The sequence below is a fragment of the Olleya sp. NP1-10 genome, from assembly GCF_055804415.1.
On sequence record NZ_CM147840.1, the window covers coordinates 3,090,197 to 3,107,788 of the forward strand.

At 30.6% G+C, this 17,592-nt stretch carries 18 protein-coding genes and 1 pseudogene; 14 read left to right on the forward strand and 5 right to left on the reverse strand.

What is annotated here, in order from left to right; genetic code table 11:
* Window positions 1-13 precede the first annotated feature (13 nt).
* The 7 genes from AC0L4B_RS14525 (at window position 14) to AC0L4B_RS14555 (ending at window position 4,814) form a co-directional block, all read left to right on the forward strand.
* Window positions 14-1,102 carry a heparan-alpha-glucosaminide N-acetyltransferase domain-containing protein gene (locus tag AC0L4B_RS14525; RefSeq protein ID WP_473437559.1) on the forward strand — a complete coding sequence of 363 codons (1,089 nt, stop codon included), beginning with the start codon at window positions 14-16 and terminating at the stop codon, window positions 1,100-1,102.
* An 85-nt stretch (window positions 1,103-1,187) separates the two neighbouring features.
* On the forward strand, window positions 1,188-1,751 hold the full coding sequence (locus tag AC0L4B_RS14530; RefSeq protein ID WP_473437560.1) for a TetR/AcrR family transcriptional regulator: 564 nt from the start codon (window positions 1,188-1,190) through the stop codon (window positions 1,749-1,751).
* 67 nt (window positions 1,752-1,818) lie between these two features.
* Complete coding sequence (locus AC0L4B_RS14535; protein ID WP_473437561.1) at window positions 1,819-2,367, forward strand: carboxymuconolactone decarboxylase family protein; 549 nt, start codon at window positions 1,819-1,821, stop codon at window positions 2,365-2,367.
* Window positions 2,368-2,455: 88 nt separating this feature from the next.
* Entirely contained in the window at window positions 2,456-2,770 is a 315-nt protein-coding gene (locus AC0L4B_RS14540; RefSeq protein WP_473437562.1) for an EthD family reductase, read from the forward strand.
* Between the two features lie 2 nt (window positions 2,771-2,772).
* Window positions 2,773-3,426, forward strand: coding sequence for a DsbA family oxidoreductase (locus tag AC0L4B_RS14545; protein WP_473437563.1), 654 nt, complete (start codon window positions 2,773-2,775; stop codon window positions 3,424-3,426).
* A 30-nt stretch (window positions 3,427-3,456) separates the two neighbouring features.
* Window positions 3,457-4,119, forward strand: coding sequence for a peroxiredoxin-like family protein (locus AC0L4B_RS14550; protein WP_473437564.1), 663 nt, complete (start codon window positions 3,457-3,459; stop codon window positions 4,117-4,119).
* An 11-nt stretch (window positions 4,120-4,130) separates the two neighbouring features.
* A complete protein-coding gene (locus AC0L4B_RS14555) occupies window positions 4,131-4,814 on the forward strand; it encodes a haloacid dehalogenase type II (protein ID WP_473437565.1) in 684 nt (227 codons plus the stop codon).
* A 247-nt stretch (window positions 4,815-5,061) separates the two neighbouring features.
* Here the strand turns inward: AC0L4B_RS14555 and AC0L4B_RS14560 are convergent, their stop codons facing one another.
* Both AC0L4B_RS14560 and AC0L4B_RS14565 read right to left on the reverse strand, forming a co-directional pair.
* Complete coding sequence (locus AC0L4B_RS14560) at window positions 5,062-6,009, reverse strand: phosphoribosylaminoimidazolesuccinocarboxamide synthase (RefSeq protein WP_473437566.1); 948 nt, start codon at window positions 6,007-6,009, stop codon at window positions 5,062-5,064.
* A 67-nt stretch (window positions 6,010-6,076) separates the two neighbouring features.
* Window positions 6,077-7,029: pseudogene (locus AC0L4B_RS14565) on the reverse strand (PhoH family protein).
* Between the two features lie 109 nt (window positions 7,030-7,138).
* Here AC0L4B_RS14565 and AC0L4B_RS14570 point away from each other — a divergent pair.
* The 7 genes from AC0L4B_RS14570 to AC0L4B_RS14600 all read left to right on the forward strand — a co-directional run bounded on the left by AC0L4B_RS14570 (window position 7,139) and on the right by AC0L4B_RS14600 (window position 12,955).
* Window positions 7,139-7,993: an SAM hydrolase/SAM-dependent halogenase family protein gene (locus tag AC0L4B_RS14570; protein WP_473437567.1), complete on the forward strand. Its 855-nt coding sequence runs from the start codon at window positions 7,139-7,141 to the stop codon at window positions 7,991-7,993.
* Window positions 7,994-8,003: 10 nt separating this feature from the next.
* A complete protein-coding gene (locus AC0L4B_RS14575; protein WP_054851242.1) occupies window positions 8,004-8,300 on the forward strand; it encodes a putative quinol monooxygenase in 297 nt (98 codons plus the stop codon).
* 53 nt (window positions 8,301-8,353) lie between these two features.
* Window positions 8,354-9,067: a gliding motility-associated ABC transporter permease subunit GldF gene (gene gldF / locus AC0L4B_RS14580; protein WP_473437568.1), complete on the forward strand. Its 714-nt coding sequence runs from the start codon at window positions 8,354-8,356 to the stop codon at window positions 9,065-9,067.
* Between the two features lies 1 nt (window position 9,068).
* Window positions 9,069-9,554, forward strand: a complete 486-nt coding sequence (locus AC0L4B_RS14585; protein ID WP_473437569.1) for a hypothetical protein — start codon at window positions 9,069-9,071, stop codon at window positions 9,552-9,554.
* Window positions 9,535-11,214, forward strand: coding sequence for a gliding motility-associated ABC transporter substrate-binding protein GldG (gldG, locus tag AC0L4B_RS14590; protein WP_473437570.1), 1,680 nt, complete (start codon window positions 9,535-9,537; stop codon window positions 11,212-11,214). The genes AC0L4B_RS14585 and gldG overlap by 20 nt, the downstream gene beginning before the upstream one ends.
* An 85-nt stretch (window positions 11,215-11,299) precedes the next feature.
* Window positions 11,300-12,418: a DNA polymerase III subunit beta gene (dnaN, locus tag AC0L4B_RS14595; RefSeq protein ID WP_028290995.1), complete on the forward strand. Its 1,119-nt coding sequence runs from the start codon at window positions 11,300-11,302 to the stop codon at window positions 12,416-12,418.
* 150 nt (window positions 12,419-12,568) lie between these two features.
* A complete protein-coding gene (locus tag AC0L4B_RS14600) occupies window positions 12,569-12,955 on the forward strand; it encodes a hypothetical protein (protein WP_473437571.1) in 387 nt (128 codons plus the stop codon).
* Window positions 12,956-13,016: 61 nt separating this feature from the next.
* On the opposite strand, the gene AC0L4B_RS14605 is transcribed toward AC0L4B_RS14600, so the two are convergent.
* The 3 genes from AC0L4B_RS14605 to AC0L4B_RS14615 all read right to left on the reverse strand — a co-directional run bounded on the left by AC0L4B_RS14605 (window position 13,017) and on the right by AC0L4B_RS14615 (window position 17,549).
* Window positions 13,017-13,574 carry a hypothetical protein gene (locus AC0L4B_RS14605; protein ID WP_473437572.1) on the reverse strand — a complete coding sequence of 186 codons (558 nt, stop codon included), beginning with the start codon at window positions 13,572-13,574 and terminating at the stop codon, window positions 13,017-13,019.
* A gap of 27 nt (window positions 13,575-13,601) precedes the next feature.
* A complete protein-coding gene (locus tag AC0L4B_RS14610) occupies window positions 13,602-16,139 on the reverse strand; it encodes a T9SS type A sorting domain-containing protein (protein WP_473437573.1) in 2,538 nt (845 codons plus the stop codon).
* Between the two features lie 186 nt (window positions 16,140-16,325).
* A complete protein-coding gene (locus AC0L4B_RS14615; protein WP_473437574.1) occupies window positions 16,326-17,549 on the reverse strand; it encodes a hypothetical protein in 1,224 nt (407 codons plus the stop codon).
* Window positions 17,550-17,592 lie beyond the last annotated feature (43 nt).

The window sequence follows — 17,592 nt, forward strand, 5'->3', positions numbered from 1 at the left end:
CAACTATTATCCATTGAAACCAACTCGTCTATTTTTTCTTGATGCTGTACGTGCATTTGCTATTTTAATGATGCTTCAAGGTCATTTTATTGACACCCTATTAAATCCAATTTACAGAGACACAAATAACACTATTTATAATATCTGGAATTACTTTAGAGGGATTACTGCTCCTACTTTTTTTACAATTACAGGTTTAGTTTTTGTGTATTTATTATTAAAAGCTAAAGCAAAAAAAACAGATGCTGAACGTATAAAAAAAGGAATAAATCGAGGATTTTTATTAATTGGACTTGGCTATGCTTTACGGTTTTCGTTTTGGAGTTTGATGTATGGTGAAGTCAATATGAGTTTTTTACAAGTTGACGTATTACAGTGCATTGGATTATCACTAATCTTATTAATTGTTTTATATAAAATCTGTTTTAAAAATGAATGGGTTTTAGCTATCCTATTTCTAATATTATGCTTTGGTATTTTTGTTTCTGAGCCTTTATACAGAACTTTAAAAATAGAAAATGCGCCTGCACTATTTGTTAATTACCTTACCACACAAAATGGTTCTGTTTTTAATATAATCCCTTGGTTTGGCTATGTCGCTTTTGGTGGATTTGTAGCGATACTATTCAATAAATTTGGACATAAAAACAATTATAAAACATTTAAAATAATTAGCTTTTATATTGTTGGAGTTATACTAATGTTTTATTCCAGTGCCATTTTAAAAACATTAGACCATTGGTTTAATTTACCATTATTTACAAAAAGTGCCAACTATAATTATTTGTTTAGTAGACTAGGCAATGTCTTATTAATATTTGGATTGTTTTATACTTTTGAGACCTATTTAAAGCAAGCCATAATCACTAAAATTGGTCAAAAAACACTATCCATTTACGTTATTCATTTTATGATCATATATGGTAGTTTTACTGGAATTAGTTTAAAACAGTTTTTTTACAAAAGCCTAAACCCTACGCAAGCTATCTTTGGAGCACTACTTTTTATTGTTGTTGTTTGTTTTATTTCTTTTTACTACGTCAAAACCAACACCTATTTATATAACAAAATCAGAAACCTATATTTAAAGCTAAAAAACTAAAGTTATGTTAATAGCTTTTTTATTTCTAAACGATTGGTTAGATTTGCAGAGTAATTAGATATTATCGTTTACACGGAAATTAAAAATGGCACGAACAAAACAATATAATGAAACTGAAGTCGTCGAAAAAGCAATGACCCTTTTTTGGAAAAATGGCTATGAAACTACTTCCATGCAAATGCTTGAAAAAGCAATGGGTATTAACAAGTTTTCAATATATTCTAGTTTTGGTAACAAACATGGTTTGTTTCTGGAAAGTTTAAAACTTTATAAAGCCAATGTAAGTACTGTGCTAGATAAACTAAAAAAAGGTACCAACGGAATTGAAGATATTAAAGATTTTTTTTATGATTCTGTAAGTTCAAATTTTAAAAACGACAAAGTTAAAGGTTGCTTTGTAACCAATACTTATAATGAGTTTTCTGATAAGGAAGATGAATCTATTACTAATCAAATGAATCAATTTATGGACAATTTAAAATCCATAATAATTGAAAAATTAAAAATGGACCCTTCTAAATCTAAAGACACAGTAACCAAACAAGCTAATTATTTATTATTAGCTAAACACGGTTTAGCAGCTGCTGCTAGAGTAAACACAAAGCAAGAAATTGAAGATTACATTGAAATGACTTTTAAAAATCTATAAAGCATTTTTTACACAATAACTAAACGAACGTTTAGAAATAATTAACATAACATTAAAATAAATAATTATGACAACATTAAAAATTCACAACATCGAGACTGCACCTGAAGCTGCAAAACCATTATTAGAAAACTCACAAAAAGCATACGGAATGATTCCTGGACTACATGGAGTTTTAGCTGCTTCTCCTCAATTATTACAAGCTTACCAAACATTGCATGAGTTATTTACACAATCTTCATTTAACGAAGAAGAATTAACTGTAGTTTGGCAAGCTATTAACGTAGAGCATGGCTGTCATTACTGTGTACCAGCACATACAGGTATAGCACACATGATGAAAGTAGATGCAGATATTACTGAAGCATTACGTAACGAAAAACCTTTAGCAGATTCTAAACTTGAGGCATTACGTACTATGACATTATCTATTGTTAGAAATCGTGGTAATGTTTCGCAAGAAGATTTAGATGCTTTTTATGCTGCTGGATATGAAGAAAAACACGTTTTAGATATCATCTTAGGATTATCTCAAAAAACAATAAGTAACTATACAAACCATATTGCAAACACACCTGTAGATGAGGCGTTCAAAAAATTTGCTTGGAAAAAATAATACTATCCCAAATATCCCTAAATTACATTAATTAGCTGTAAACCTTCTGTTATCTTTACAGGAGGTTTATTTTTTTAAAACAAATACAATGATAAAAGTATCAGTAATGTATCCAAACAGTAAAGATGTACAGTTTGATACAGAATATTATAAAAACAAGCACTTACCAATGGTATCAAAATTAATTGGTGACGCATTAAAGGGATTAGAATTAGACTTAGGTTTAGCAAGCAGATCTCCAGAAGAATTAGCGCCTTACGTAGCTATTGCGCATTTAAAATTTGATAGCGTTGACGCTTTTAAAAAATCCTTTGGACAACATGGTGAAACCTTTGCAGCAGATGTAAAAAACTATAGTAATGTACAAGGTAAACTTCAAATTAGTGAATTAGTAACATTTTAATTATGGCAGATAAATTAAAAATAGATATCGTTTCAGATGTAGTATGTCCTTGGTGTACCATTGGCTACAAACGTTTAGAAAAAGCAATACAAGAATTAGGTGTAGAAGATAAAATTGACATCCAATGGCAACCCTTTGAGTTAAACCCTAATATGCCAGCTGAAGGTCAAAATGTTATTGAACATATAGCCGAAAAGTATGGTTCTACATTAGAGCAACAAAAACAATCGCAACAAATGATGACTGATGCTGGTGAAGAATTAGGTTTTAAATTTGATTATTTTGACGAGATGCGAATGGCTAATACTTTTGATGCTCATATTTTATTGGAATATGCTAAGGATTTTGGAAAGCAAACCGAATTAAAAATGACCTTAACTAAAGCCTTTTTTAGTGATAGAAAAGACGTCTCAAAAAAAGAGGTTTTAAAAGAAGCCCTTTTAGAAGTTCGTTTAAATGCAGATGAAGCTTTAGCGAAATTAGATAGTGATGAAGCACGTTTAGAAGTAAGAAACAAACAAAACTATTGGAAAAACATGGGAGTAAACTCGGTACCAACTATAGTTTTTAATCGAAAAAGTGCAGTAACAGGAGCACAACCTGTAGATACTTTTAAACAAGTATTAACTGAGTTGATTGCTGAACAAGCAGTTTAATTTTATAATTTTTCAAAAGTAAATAAAGGTATGAGTTCAAATAAAAAAGGGGAGTTAGATATTTTGTTAGACGAAGTTCGTCAAGCAGGTGCATCGAAATTCTCAGACAAAAAGAAACAAATATATGCAGATGGAATTTCTAGTGTTGCAAATTCAGGAGTTTTAGATTCTGCTTTAAAAGTTGGAGACAAAGCGCATGATTTCACTTTAAAAAATGCCTTAAACAAATCCATCACATTATACGATCAATTAAAAAATGGACCAGTAGTTTTAACATGGTACAGAGGTGGTTGGTGCCCATATTGCAACATCACATTACATGCTTTACAAGATAAATTACCTGAATTTAAACAAGAAGGCGCTACGCTTTTAGCTTTAACACCGGAATTACCGGACAACTCACTAAGTACATCAGAAAAAAACGAACTTGAGTTTACTGTTTTAAGTGATTTAAAAAATACTGTTGGTAAACAATATGGTGTAGTTTTCACCTTAACAGACGATGTTGCTACTATTTACAATGCTGGATTTGGGCTAAACAAAGTTAATGGAGATACTAGTAATGAATTACCTTTAGCCGCAACTTATGTTATAAATACCAACGGAATAATTACTTATGCCTTTTTAGACGCAGATTATACACAGCGAGCAGAACCTTTAGAAATATTATCTGCTTTAAAACAATTAAAATAAAATCTACACTAATGAAAACCAGACCCAAAGTATTATTTTTTGATGTAAACGAAACACTTTTAGATTTAAAACCTTTAAAAAATGAAATTAAAGACCTTTTAAACGGTCAAGACCATTTGCTATCATTATGGTTTACAACACTACTTCAATACTCATTAGTGGTTTCTGCAAGTAGACAATACAAACCGTTTGGACACATTGGTGCTGCAGCTTTACAAATGGTAGCAGCAAATAATGGCATTACAATTACCGAAGAAAAAGCAAGAGGTATTGTTGTAAATGCTTTACAAAATTTACCACCACATCCTGAAGTAAAAAACGCATTAAATATGTTAAAAACTGAAGGTTTTACACTTATAGCTTTAACCAATTCTGATGATGAAAGTCTGAAAACTAAAATTGAAAATGCTGGTTTAACTCAATATTTTGATGACTTGTTGAGCATAGAATCGGTTGGTAAGTTTAAGCCTTTTACTGATGTTTATAATTGGGCTTCAAGTAAAATGAAAGTAAAACATGAAGACTGCATGCTAATTGCTGCACATGGTTGGGATGTTGCAGGAGCAGTTTGGGCTGGTTGGCGTGCTGCTTTTATAAGTAGACCTGGACAACAACAATTTCCTTTAGCTCCTGAAACGGAAATTAACGAAAATGATTTGCAAAAGGTAGTTGATATTTTAGTAGCCTATAAGTAGTACTTTTTAGATAAAACAACTTTAGTTTATTTTTAAAATATACTAAACAGTAAAATTTTGTTTAAAAGTTTTAAATCGAAATGGACTTCGATTTTAAAAAGGCATTATTATATTAAATTTAAAAAAGAGATACTCACCAAGCTTTATTTATATTAGTAAGTGTTTATTTTGCTATTAAACTATATTTTATATAAAAAAAGCTTGCAAATGCAAGCTCTTTTTTATATTCTTATTAATTCACTAAATCTTATTTTAAATACGCTAAAACATTAGTTTCAATACGTTCTTGTATGTTGGTCACATCTGCTTTTACAAATGGTTCTCCCATAATATTTTCATATAATTCAATATAACGTTCTGAAACTGTTTCGATATACTCATCAGACATTACTGGTACCGTTTGACCTTCTAAACCTTGAAAATTATTAGCAATTAACCATTGTCTAACAAACTCTTTTGACAATTGTTTTTGTGCTTCATTGTTGTCCTGACGTTCTTGATACCCTTCCGCATAAAAATAACGTGATGAATCTGGTGTATGTATTTCGTCAATTAATACAATTTTTCCGTCTTTGGTTTTTCCAAATTCATATTTTGTATCCACTAATATTAAACCTCTAGACGCTGCTATTTCTGTTCCTCTTTTAAATAATTTACGCGTATAGTCTTCTAAAACAATATAATCTTCTTCTGTAACAATTCCTTTTTTAAGAATGTCTTCTCTTGAGATATCTTCGTCATGATCGCCCATTTCTGCTTTAGTTGCAGGCGTGATAATAGGTTCAGGAAACTTATCGTTTTCTTTCATACCTTCAGGCATCGTAACACCACAAAGCATACGTTTACCTGCTATATACTCACGCGCTGCATGTCCAGACATGTAACCACGTATCACCATTTCTACTTTAAAAGGCTCGCATAAATGCCCAACAGCTACATTAGGATCAGGTGTGGCTGTTAACCAATTGGGAACTAAATCTTCAGTTGCCTTCATCATGCTTGTTGCTATTTGATTAAGGATTTGTCCTTTATAAGGAATTCCTTTAGGCATCACGACATCAAAAGCACTAAGTCTATCGGTTGCAATCATGACAAGTTCCTCGTCATTTATATTATAAACTGCTCTTACTTTTCCTTTGTACAAGCTTTTTTGTCCTGGAAAATCAAAATTAGTATCAATTATTGTATTACTCATTTAGTTGTGTTGTTGATCGGTAAATTCTGTTATTTGCTATATCGTGCAAATCTATGAAAACTTATTATTATTCTCTGTTTTCAATATTTTTATAAGCAGCAATAATCTTTTTAACTAATTTGTGTCTGACAACATCTTTATCGTCTAAAAATATCATTCCTACACCTTCTACTCCTTTTAAAATTAGCAAAGCTTCTTTTAAGCCAGAAATTGTACGACGTGGTAAATCTATTTGACCTGGATCACCTGTTAGTAAAAACTTTGCATTTTTACCCATTCTAGTTAAAAACATCTTCATTTGGGCATGCGTCGTGTTTTGTCCTTCGTCCAAAATCACAAATGCATGATCTAAAGTACGTCCACGCATAAAAGCTAAAGGTGCAATTTGTATGGTACCGTTTTCTATATATTGTGCTAATTTTTCAGCAGGAATCATATCACGTAATGCATCATAAATTGGTTGCATGTATGGATCTAATTTCTCTTTTAAATCTCCTGGTAAAAACCCTAGATTTTCACCAGCTTCAACAGCAGGACGTGTTAAAATAATGCGTTTTACTTCTTTATTTTTTAAAGCTCTAACTGCCAATGCAACTCCTGTATAAGTTTTACCTGTTCCTGCTGGACCAATAGCAAAAACCATATCGTTTTTACGCATTAGCTCTACCATTTTACGCTGGTTTGCAGTAATGGCTTTAATAGGCTTACCATTAGAGCCATGCACTAAAACTTCTCCGCTTTGTTCTGATGTCGAATAATCATCGCTACTATTACTTGTTAATACACGCTCAATAACATTTTCGTCTAGTTTATTATACTTAGCAAAATGCTTAAAAAGCATACTTAATCTTAAATCAAATTCTTCAAGTAAATCCTCGTCTCCATAAGCTTTAATCTTATTTCCTCGAGCGACAATTTTTAATTTAGGAAAGTTTTTTTTAATAACGTAATATTCTCATTACCTGTTCCAAAAAAATCTTTTGGAGAGATCTCTTCAAGTTCAATAATTATTTCATTCAAAAGCGTAGCATTTATTAAATTAATCTATACAAATTTATTAGTTTTGTGTACCTAACAAACTTACACATTTTTTGTGTGTTATAGGTTAAAAAAATATCAACAATACTACATGCCAATTATAACGCTTACTACAGATTTTGGAGAGAAAGATCACTTTGCTGGCGCAATAAAAGGAGCTATTTACTCAGAATTATCTGATGTACGAATTGTTGATATCTCACACTCTGTGTCACCTTTTAATATTGCTGAAGCTGCTTACATAATACAAAATGCCTACAGTAGTTTTCCTAAAGGAACCATTCATGTTATTGGAATTGATTCTGAAATTAACCCAGAAAACAAGCATATCGCTGTTGAGTTAGACGAACATTATTTTATTTGTGCTAACAACGGAATTATGAGTATGATTGCTAATGATATTGCCTACACAAAATTGGTAGAGATAAACATACATGATAAAATCGAAACTAGTTTTCCTGTTTTAGATGTCTTTGTAAAAGTAGCATGCCATATAGCAAGAGGTGGAACTTTAGATGTTATTGGAAAAACCATAAACAACATTAAGCCTATCAAAAATTTAGTGCCTTATGTTAATGAGGAACAAACACAAATTATAGGTAGTATTATATATATTGATAATTATGGAAATGTGGTAACTAATATTAAAAAGTCGTTTTTTGAAACCCTTCAAAAAGGACGAACTTATGAAGTGTCTGCAAGAAATTATAAATTCAAAAAAATCAATAAAAAATATAGTGACATCGTTAAATTTGATACACCTGAGGACAAACGTAATGACGAAGGTCGTGGTTTAGTCGTTTTTAATAGTTCTAATTATCTGGAGATTGCCATTTATAAAAGTAACAATCAATCTGTTGGAAGTGCCAGTAGTTTAATGGGTTTAGGTTTGCGTGACACAGTAACCATTAACTTTGAAAAAGAAACTATACCTAATAATTTTTAATATAAATTATATGTTTGTAAGAATTGTAAAATTAAGTTTTGCTGAAGAAAACATAGAAACTTTTTTAGCTAACTTTGAAACTATAAAACATAAAATAAGAGGTTTTGAAGGTAACCAATTATTAGAGCTTTATCAAGACAAACACAATAGTAATGTCTTTTTTACGTATAGTTATTGGACTGCAGAAAGCGATTTAGAAAACTATCGCAACTCTGAACTATTTAAAGGAATTTGGGCTAAAACTAAACCTTTATTTAATGCTAAACCTGAAGCTTGGAGTGTTGACAAATTAGCTTCGCTGAAGTGAAAAGTGAAAAGTGAAATATATAACGACATCAAACAAAAACAAATAACCCAATAATGCTAGCCATACTTAAAAAAGAAATCAACTCATTTTTTGCCTCACCTATTGGTTATCTTGTCATTGCCATATTTTTACTATTAAACGGACTATTTTTATGGTTATTTAAAGGCGAGTTTAATATCCTTGATAATGGATTTGCAGACTTATCGTCCTTTTTCTTGTTATCACCATGGATCTTAATATTTTTAATTCCTGCTGTCACTATGCGTAGTTTTAGTGACGAGAAAAAACAAGGTACTTTAGAGCTTTTATTAACCAAACCAATTAGTACCTTACAGTTAGTTTTAGGTAAATATTTTGGTGCTTTAGTACTTATTTTAATAGCCTTATTACCAACATTACTTTACGTATACACCGTTTACCAATTAGGTAATCCTACAGGGAATTTAGACTTTGGTAGCACATTAGGCTCTTATTTTGGTTTGTTATTTTTAGTAGCTACATATACTGCAATTGGTGTATTTGCCTCAACTGTATCAGACAATCAAATTGTAGCATTTATAATTGCTGTTTTTTTATGCTTGTTTTTTTACATTGGTTTTGAAGGTATTGCAGACGTAACCTCAAGTAATATTGTCGAAAACTTAGGCATCAATGCACACTATAAAAGTATCAGTCGTGGAGTTTTAGATACTCGTGATATTATTTATTTTTTAAGTGTAACTGTACTTTTTATAACCTTAACTAAACTAAACATTAAAAAGCAATAACATGGTAATTACACCTATATTAATTATATCATTTATTATTGTTTTTATATTAGCTTGGCTATTTATAAAAACAATTGGTGACAATAAATGGATTAGCCTTCTAATTACTTTAGTAGCTACTCCTCTACTTTATTTTTATTTGTTTTATCCTATTGTCAATATTTTTTCTGACTACTATCATCAAAAGCATTTTAATGCAGAAAACTGGAAAGAGTATCCTGAATTGCGTTTTGAAATGATGGATCAAGTCTATAATGATAAACAATTAATTGGTAAAACTAAATCTGAAATTAAAAAAGACTTTGGAGCTGCAGAATGGTATGGTTGGGATGACAGTATCAAAGCCAATAGCAAAGACCAATGGAACTATAATATGGGCTTTAAACCTGGTGCTTTTAATAAGCAACAAGAATGCATTGAGTTTCAGTTTAAAAAAGACACATTAGCAGCATTAAAAATCTATCAACTTGAAAAAACTTTTGAATAAATCTATCAAACATATCGTAATTCTTGTCGTTGGTTTAATTTTGCTTAACGTTGTATCTCAAAAGGTTTACAAACGTTTTGACTTAACTACAGATCAACGTTATACGCTTAATCCTTCCGCTTTAGCGATATTAGACCAAGCAGATTCGCCTATAATAATTGATGTGTTTTTAGAAGGGGAAGACTTTCCGTCAGAATTCAGAAAGCTTCAATTAGAAACCAGACAATTGTTAGAAGAATTTAAAGCTTATAATAGTAATATTAGTTTCAGCTTTATAAATCCAATTGAAGATGAAGCCACTCGTGATCAAAGCATACAACAGCTAAACGCAAGAGGATTAACACCAATGCAATTAAATGTTAAGGAAAACGGAAAAACTAGCCAAGCAGTTATTTTTCCTTGGGCTTTAGCAAGTTTTAATGATACAACAGTTAAAATCCCTTTAGTTAAAAATACTATTGGAGCCACACAACAACAACTTGTTACAAACTCAGTACAACAACTAGAATATGCTTTTGCTGATGGATTAAGTAAATTAGTTAATCCTAAACGACGCAAAATTGCTGTTTTAAAAGGTAATGGTCAATTAGAAAATAAATACATTGCAGATTATATAAAATCTATCAGAGACTATTATTTTATAGCTCCTTTTACGTTAGATAGCGTCGCTAATCATGCAACAAGCACATTACAAAAACTAAATGAATACGATTTAATTATTTCGGCTAAGCCAACAGAAGCATTTACCGAAAAAGAGAAATTTGCACTAGACCAATACACTATGAGTGGTGGAAAAAGTCTTTGGTTGCTAGAACAAGTCGCAATGGACAAAGATAGTTTGTACAACGATTTAGGTAAAAACGTAGCAATACCAATGGATCTAAATTTAACCGATTTTTTCTTTAAATATGGTGTTAGAATTAATCCGTTAATTGTCAGCTCTATGTACTCTGCTCCAATTACATTAGCATCAGGAGAAGGCAGTAATAGTCAGTTCCAAAGCTATCCTTGGACCTATTCTCCTTTAGCAAAAGGAAACAGCAGACATCCAATAGTGCATAATTTAGACTTTTTAAAGTTTAATTTTGCAAACCCAATGGATACTATAAAAAGTAGTACAAAAAAAACCATTTTACTACAAAGTGCGCCTTTAAGTAAAATTGAAGGTACGCCAAGAGAGATCAGTTTGGATATGGTGAATAACCAATTAGATCCCAAAACCTTTAATAAAGGACCACAAACCTTAGCAGTTTTATTAGAAGGTACATTTACGTCGGCTTATAAAAACCGAGTAAAACCAATAACTTTAGACGTAACAAAAGACACTAGTAATCCAACAAAAATGATTGTAATATCCGATGGTGATGTTATTAAAAATGAAGTTGGTCGTAATGGTGTTGAAGAGCTTGGTTTTGATAAATATACTGGACAGACCTTTGGCAACAAAGAATTTTTAGTAAATGCTGCAAATTATTTATTAGACGACACAGGACTTATAAACATTAGATCCAAAGAAATAGCTGTAGCCTTTTTAAATCCTGAAAAAATTGCCCTACAAAAAACAAAATGGCAACTTATAAACATCTTGTTACCATTGGTTTTATTAGCTGTTTTCGGTTTTATTTTCAACTACTTCCGTAAGAAAAAATACGCTAAATAAGTGTTGATAAGTTTGTTTCATAATTTAAGACATTAACGATATATTTGTAAGACTAATTATTAATAGTATTAATTTCCATATATAAATGAAATTTATTGTATCAAGTACATACTTACTAAAACAACTACAGGTTTTAGGAGGTGTAATAAACAGCTCGAATACACTGCCAATTTTAGATAATTTTTTATTTGAATTAGACGGAACAAAATTAACCGTTTCGGCAAGTGATTTAGAAACGACTATGTCTGCAGTATTAGACGTAGAAAGTGATAACGAAGGTAGCGTAGCTATTCCTGCAAGATTACTTTTAGATACATTAAAAACTTTTCCAGAGCAACCTTTAACTTTTGTTATTGAAGAAAACAACACTGTAGAGATTAGCTCTAATCATGGTAAATATGCCTTAGCTTATGCTGACGGAAACGAGTTTCCTAAGGCTGTAAGTTTAGAGGACCCAAGCAGTACAAAAATGCCTGGTCACGTATTAGCAACAGCAATTAATAAAACTATTTTTGCTGCTGGTAATGATGATTTAAGACCAGTAATGAGTGGTGTCTTTTTTCAGTTTTCAACTGAAGGTTTAACTTTTGTTGCTACTGATGCACACAAATTAGTAAAATACACAAGAGAAGATGTTCAAGCGTCTCAAGTAGCCGAGTTTATCATGCCTAAAAAACCTTTAAACTTATTAAAAGGAATTTTAGGAGCTAGTGAAGAAGAAATCACTATTGATTATAATGATTCTAATGCTAAGTTTACTTTTGAAAACACAGTCTTAATCTGTCGTTTAATTGATGGTAAATACCCTAATTACGAAGCTGTAATACCAAAAGAAAATCCTAATAAATTAACTATTGATCGTACACAGTTTTTAAACTCTGTACGTCGTGTTAGTATTTTCTCTAATAAAACAACACATCAAATTAGATTAAAAATTGCTGGAGCAGAATTAAACATTTCTGCAGAAGATATTGACTACTCTAACAAAGCAGAAGAGCGTTTAACTTGTGATTATCAAGGTGACGACATGCAAATAGGGTTTAACTCAAGATTTTTAACTGAGATGTTAAACAATCTTGGATCTAATGATGTACAATTAGAGTTAAGTATGCCAAACAGAGCTGGTATTTTAACACCAATTGACGATTTAGAAGAAGGTGAACATGTAACAATGTTAGTAATGCCAGTGATGCTTAACAGCTAAAACTATACACTTTAACCAATAAATTAAGCAATTCATCTTTGAATTGCTTTTTTTGACCCTTATCAGAATAAAAGATTAGATTTGAAGACTATTTATCTGAAACAATTTGCTAATTTTCAAGTTGTTAAGACATCTTAATTAATCAATACAATGAAGCATTTAATTAAATTAGTAGTTATAACTGTAATTTGCTTAAGTCAATGGTCTTGTAATAGTGATGATGATACTACCTCTACTCCATCAGAAACTAATAATGCATTGGTAGGAGAATGGCTAAGATCTGATAATCTTATTGATCCTAATATAGAATATAAAATTAACCTAACTAGTAATAATGGAGATGGGCTAATTACAGATTTACACATAACTGATAATGGTATAATCTCAAGTGCTAAACATATTACATGGTCAACTCATGATGATATATTAAATATTACTTTAGATTCTGGTGAAGTAATGACAACAAGTTTTTTATTTATAGATAATAGCACAGTTATTTTAACTAATATATCTAATCATCACTTTATAAAACAATAAAATTCACTAAAAAAAACGCAACCTAATGGGTTGCGTTTTTTTTATATAACTATTAAATTATTTATTCTTCATCATCTAAAGATATAAATGAACCATTATAGTTTCCTGAAATTTCGGTACCATCATTTCTTAAAAAGGTGAAATTTAAAGTTAAATTATCTGTAGAATAGTTAGTTACTGTAATACTACCTTGGGTAACCTCTAAATCCTCATCACTACCGCTTTTATAAAATTGACTAAAACCATTCTCATATTCAGAATTAATAACATCTCCATTTACAATAAACTCTAAATTTGATATTTCAGACAAATTATAAGTGACATTAGATGTCAAATCTGAGTGGCCTATTCTAGCCGTAAAGTAATCTACATTATTAAGTGTTGTACCATTATAAGACGCTTCAATTTGTGCTTGTGTACTATTTGTTAAACTTAAAAATACCGAATTATTTAATGTAGGCTCTACAATTGCTGTATTCATTTCAAACTCAGAATCTCCTACAGTTATTTTATTTGTTATTGTAGTATTGTTTTCATTGGAGTTATTATCATCATCTGATGAACAAGATGCAAAAAAGACTACTAATAGACTTATGTATAAAATTTTAATTGTTTTCATTTTTTTATTTCTTACAGTTAATAATTTTTAGTTTTTAATAAACTTTTTAATATTTTCTCTGTTATCTGATTTAATATTTATAAAATATAAACCTGCATTTAAACCAGAAACATCTAATCCATTAGGAAATATCTCTGTTTGTTTAATTATTTGTCCATTAACATTATAAATTGTTATTGAATCTATTGCATTATCTGATTTTATAAATAATTTATCGTTTACAGGATTAGGATATAGTCTTACTGAATTTGTATTTAAAGAAACATCATCAACACTTAATGTAGAAATATACTCATAGGCACCTAAATCTATCGTATTGTTAAATATTCTATCGTTACCTGCTAAATCTAAATCGCCAAATAAAGCTACATCGTAGTAAATATTATCTCCTTGTTCAACAATATAATTTGAAGCTGATGTTGGCTTATATTCAGTATCTAAATTTAGGTTATCTGTTGCAGGATCTAAAGAGGTCACGTTTGTTGTACTAAATGTCCCGTAAGTTCCTGCATTTGAAGGTACATTAGCAATAGAGTTTCTAATAAATACATCGTAATGCTCTTCTATTCCTTCGGAAATATCTCTAGTTGCTGCTGCTCCATTAACAGTATTCTCCCAAAAGATAGAATTATTAACATTTAGGTTTACACTACCATTACCTGATGCCGTAATAGAATTGCCATAAGTACCGTTATAATCGTTATTAACAAACGTACTATTATTAATTACAACATCTAAAGTGCTTCCGTTATTCCAATCTTCTCTGTAAATATTTAGTGCTGTAAGATTAATATCGTTATCTGCTATTAATACATTTGCCCAACGTGTAAAAATATAACCGTTTGTACTATCAGATACTACGAGAACCAATCCCATATTAACAATGGTGTTGTTTATAAATTTGGTGTTTTCAATAAGTAATCCTTGATTAAATTTTCTAATTTTAAGTAAATAGCCATTTGAATAATTACTTCTGAATACAGAATTTTTAATTTTTAAGTTATTAGCATTTAAATTATTTGGTATAAATATGACACCGTTTTCTTCTACGCCTCCAGATTGTGATGTATCGTAAATGTTTTCAAAAATAATACCATCAAAGGTCACGTTACTTGTTCTTAACTCAAATAATCGTTCCGCATTATCGGTTTTGTTTGAGGTAAAATCTCCATCAATATCATCACCATTAATATCTCCCGTAAAAATGGTTGCATTTGTGGTATGAATAGCTGTTAAGTCTCTATCTGCTAGAGTCATTTCTGTTCCTGCAAAACCACCAATAATATCTACTTCATTTGTACTAACAGCTATTGGCGTATTTTTATCTGCTAATGTATACGTTCCTTTTGCTACCCAAACAGCATCATTTAAATTTGTAAGTGCTAAAGCGTCTGTTACGTTTGTAAAAGCATCTGTCCATGAGCTACCATCGTTTACGCCTGTTGCATTTGCATCTACATAATAAACTGCTGGTATACAGTTTTCACTATAACTTGTTTGATTATCTTTAGTCCAACCTGCCACGTACAAACCACTGTTTGCTGGTGGCGAAAAGCCTGCATCAACTTGAATACAAGTTAAACTTGGATTACCATAAGCTTTCATCCAATTTATATAGCTGTTATTACCATTGGCTATATTCAATTGGTATAAAACAGTGTTATTATGACATTGTATGTCTGTAATCTGTGTATTGGCACTAATATCTAATGTTTCAATTTGATTATCAGCACAATGTAAACGCGTTAAGGCTAAGTTATTACTTACATCTATAGTTGTTAAATTATTTGTGTAACAATCAAGACGTGTTAAATTGGTAAAAGCTTCAATACCTGTTAAATCCGAAATAGATAGACCATTGATAAGAAGCTCTGTTGTAGCTTGTGCTTCAGCCACTGTAATTTCAGTATCATTATTTACATTGATACTACTATCGTTTACTAAAAAACTTTTGAAATTAGCATCAGGAATATTTACTATTTGGTTTAACGCTACGCAATCATCACTATAAAATCCTGAGCTACCTTTTGTCCAACCTTGACTATAAATTCCAGCATCTGCAGGTGGTGTAAAACTAGCATCTATTTGGATACATGATAAACTATTACCATAAGCTTTCATCCAATTAATATTGCTATTATTTCCATTGGCTAAGTTTAATTCATATAAAACACCATTATTATGACATTGTATATCTGTAATTAATGTGTTTGCACTAATGTCTAAAGTTTCTATTTGATTATCAGAACAGTGTAAACGTGTTAATGTTAAATTATTACTAACATCTAAAGCGGTTAAATTATTACTATAACAATCTAATCTTGTAATATTAACAAAAGCTTCAATACCTGTTAAGTCTGAAATAGAGAGCCCATTTATTAATAATTCGCCCGAAAATGCTTGTGCTTCTGCAACAGAAATTTCAGAATCTGAATTAGAATTAATTACTGAATCTGACAGTAAATAGTTTTTAAAATTAGCATCGGGAATATTTACATTTTGCGCATTAATACTACACCATGTAGTTATCATTAAGTAGGATAATAAGAGTAAAGTTTTTTTCATTGTAGTTAAGATTAATATTAATATCATCTACAAAATAACAGCAACACTAAAGGTTTTTAATTTGCTTTTTTCTGAATAGCTTTAATTTCTTTCTAAATGATTTATCAAAATTATCCCTAGGGTTATTACATAAAAAAGTCTGCTTATCAAGCAGACTTTAAAAACTATAACTAAAAAACATTTTAATTATTCGCAATTCATTTTTTGTCCATAAGGCATTTGTCCATGAATAACACCTCCAAATTGAGAGCTACCATAACCACTACCATTGTATTGCTGTTTAATTAAAAAACCTTGTAAATAACAGTCGTTATTTTTATTTTTCTCGGTAAATGCACCTTTTATCCATCGATATAAAATGTGACCTGTGTATTTATTTTTAACAATACTCCAATCGTTAGACTCTATATTAAGTTTTAATAGTTTTGCGCCATCTTTTGCAATGGTTTTAGACACATTATTTTTAGCAAAACTCACTAATGATGCATTACTATTCATACCACCTGCTTTTGGCATTTTTATAGCATCCATAGTAGCTTTTGCAGCAGCATCGTAATTAGCTTTTAACGTCGCTTCAAATTCCTTTACAATTGGTTTCGCTTTTTCTAACCAATCTAAATGAAATTGTTGCTCGCCTTTACCAATGACATTAAGTATCGTAATATCGTTTTGATGCATATATGATGGTACGTTAAATGCGTGTCCACCTTGATGAGATGCTGCATAAATAACAAACACATTGTCTGCAATAAGCATACCTCTTACCAAAATTGGCATACCTGTACCAAGCTCTAAAGTTTGTGATCGGTCTGCGCCAACTTTGGTTGTAAACATTCCTGAAACTAGCTCGTAACCAATATAACCTTCTGGAGACATGGCTTCTAATTCTGGTGTGGTTAAAAAGCGTAACCAAGCATATTCTGGATCTTGTGCAGGTAATATATCTACATTGTCACCCATATCTGTCATCTGACGTCTTAATTTTACACGATCGACACCAACTGCGCTCATTCCTTTTGTCATCGCAAAAGGATAAGACATATATAAAAAGTCGTCACTTATTGCATTGGCTTGTTTCGGTTTATTAGCTTCTGCTGCTTGTTGCTTTTTCTCAAGATATTTTTGATAGTATAAATCTTGCTTCGCTTGATCGTTAGGATATTTTTTTACTAATTCCGCTTTAAATTCTTCATCGGTATATTCTGTTTTTGATGAATTTTGAGAGGAAGATGAAGTGTTACCAACCATCCCTGAAGCATTTTCCGAATTTGACGATGAGCTAGTTTCTTCTTTTTTATTAATCTTCTTTTCAACAGCTGCTTTAGCTTTCTTTTTAAGCATTTTACCAAATTGTGCGTGCGACGTATTGTAGCACAATGCTAAAACAAATAATAATACTATTTTTTTCATAAGAATTGTGTTTTATAGACTTCAAAATAAAGCACTTAACAAC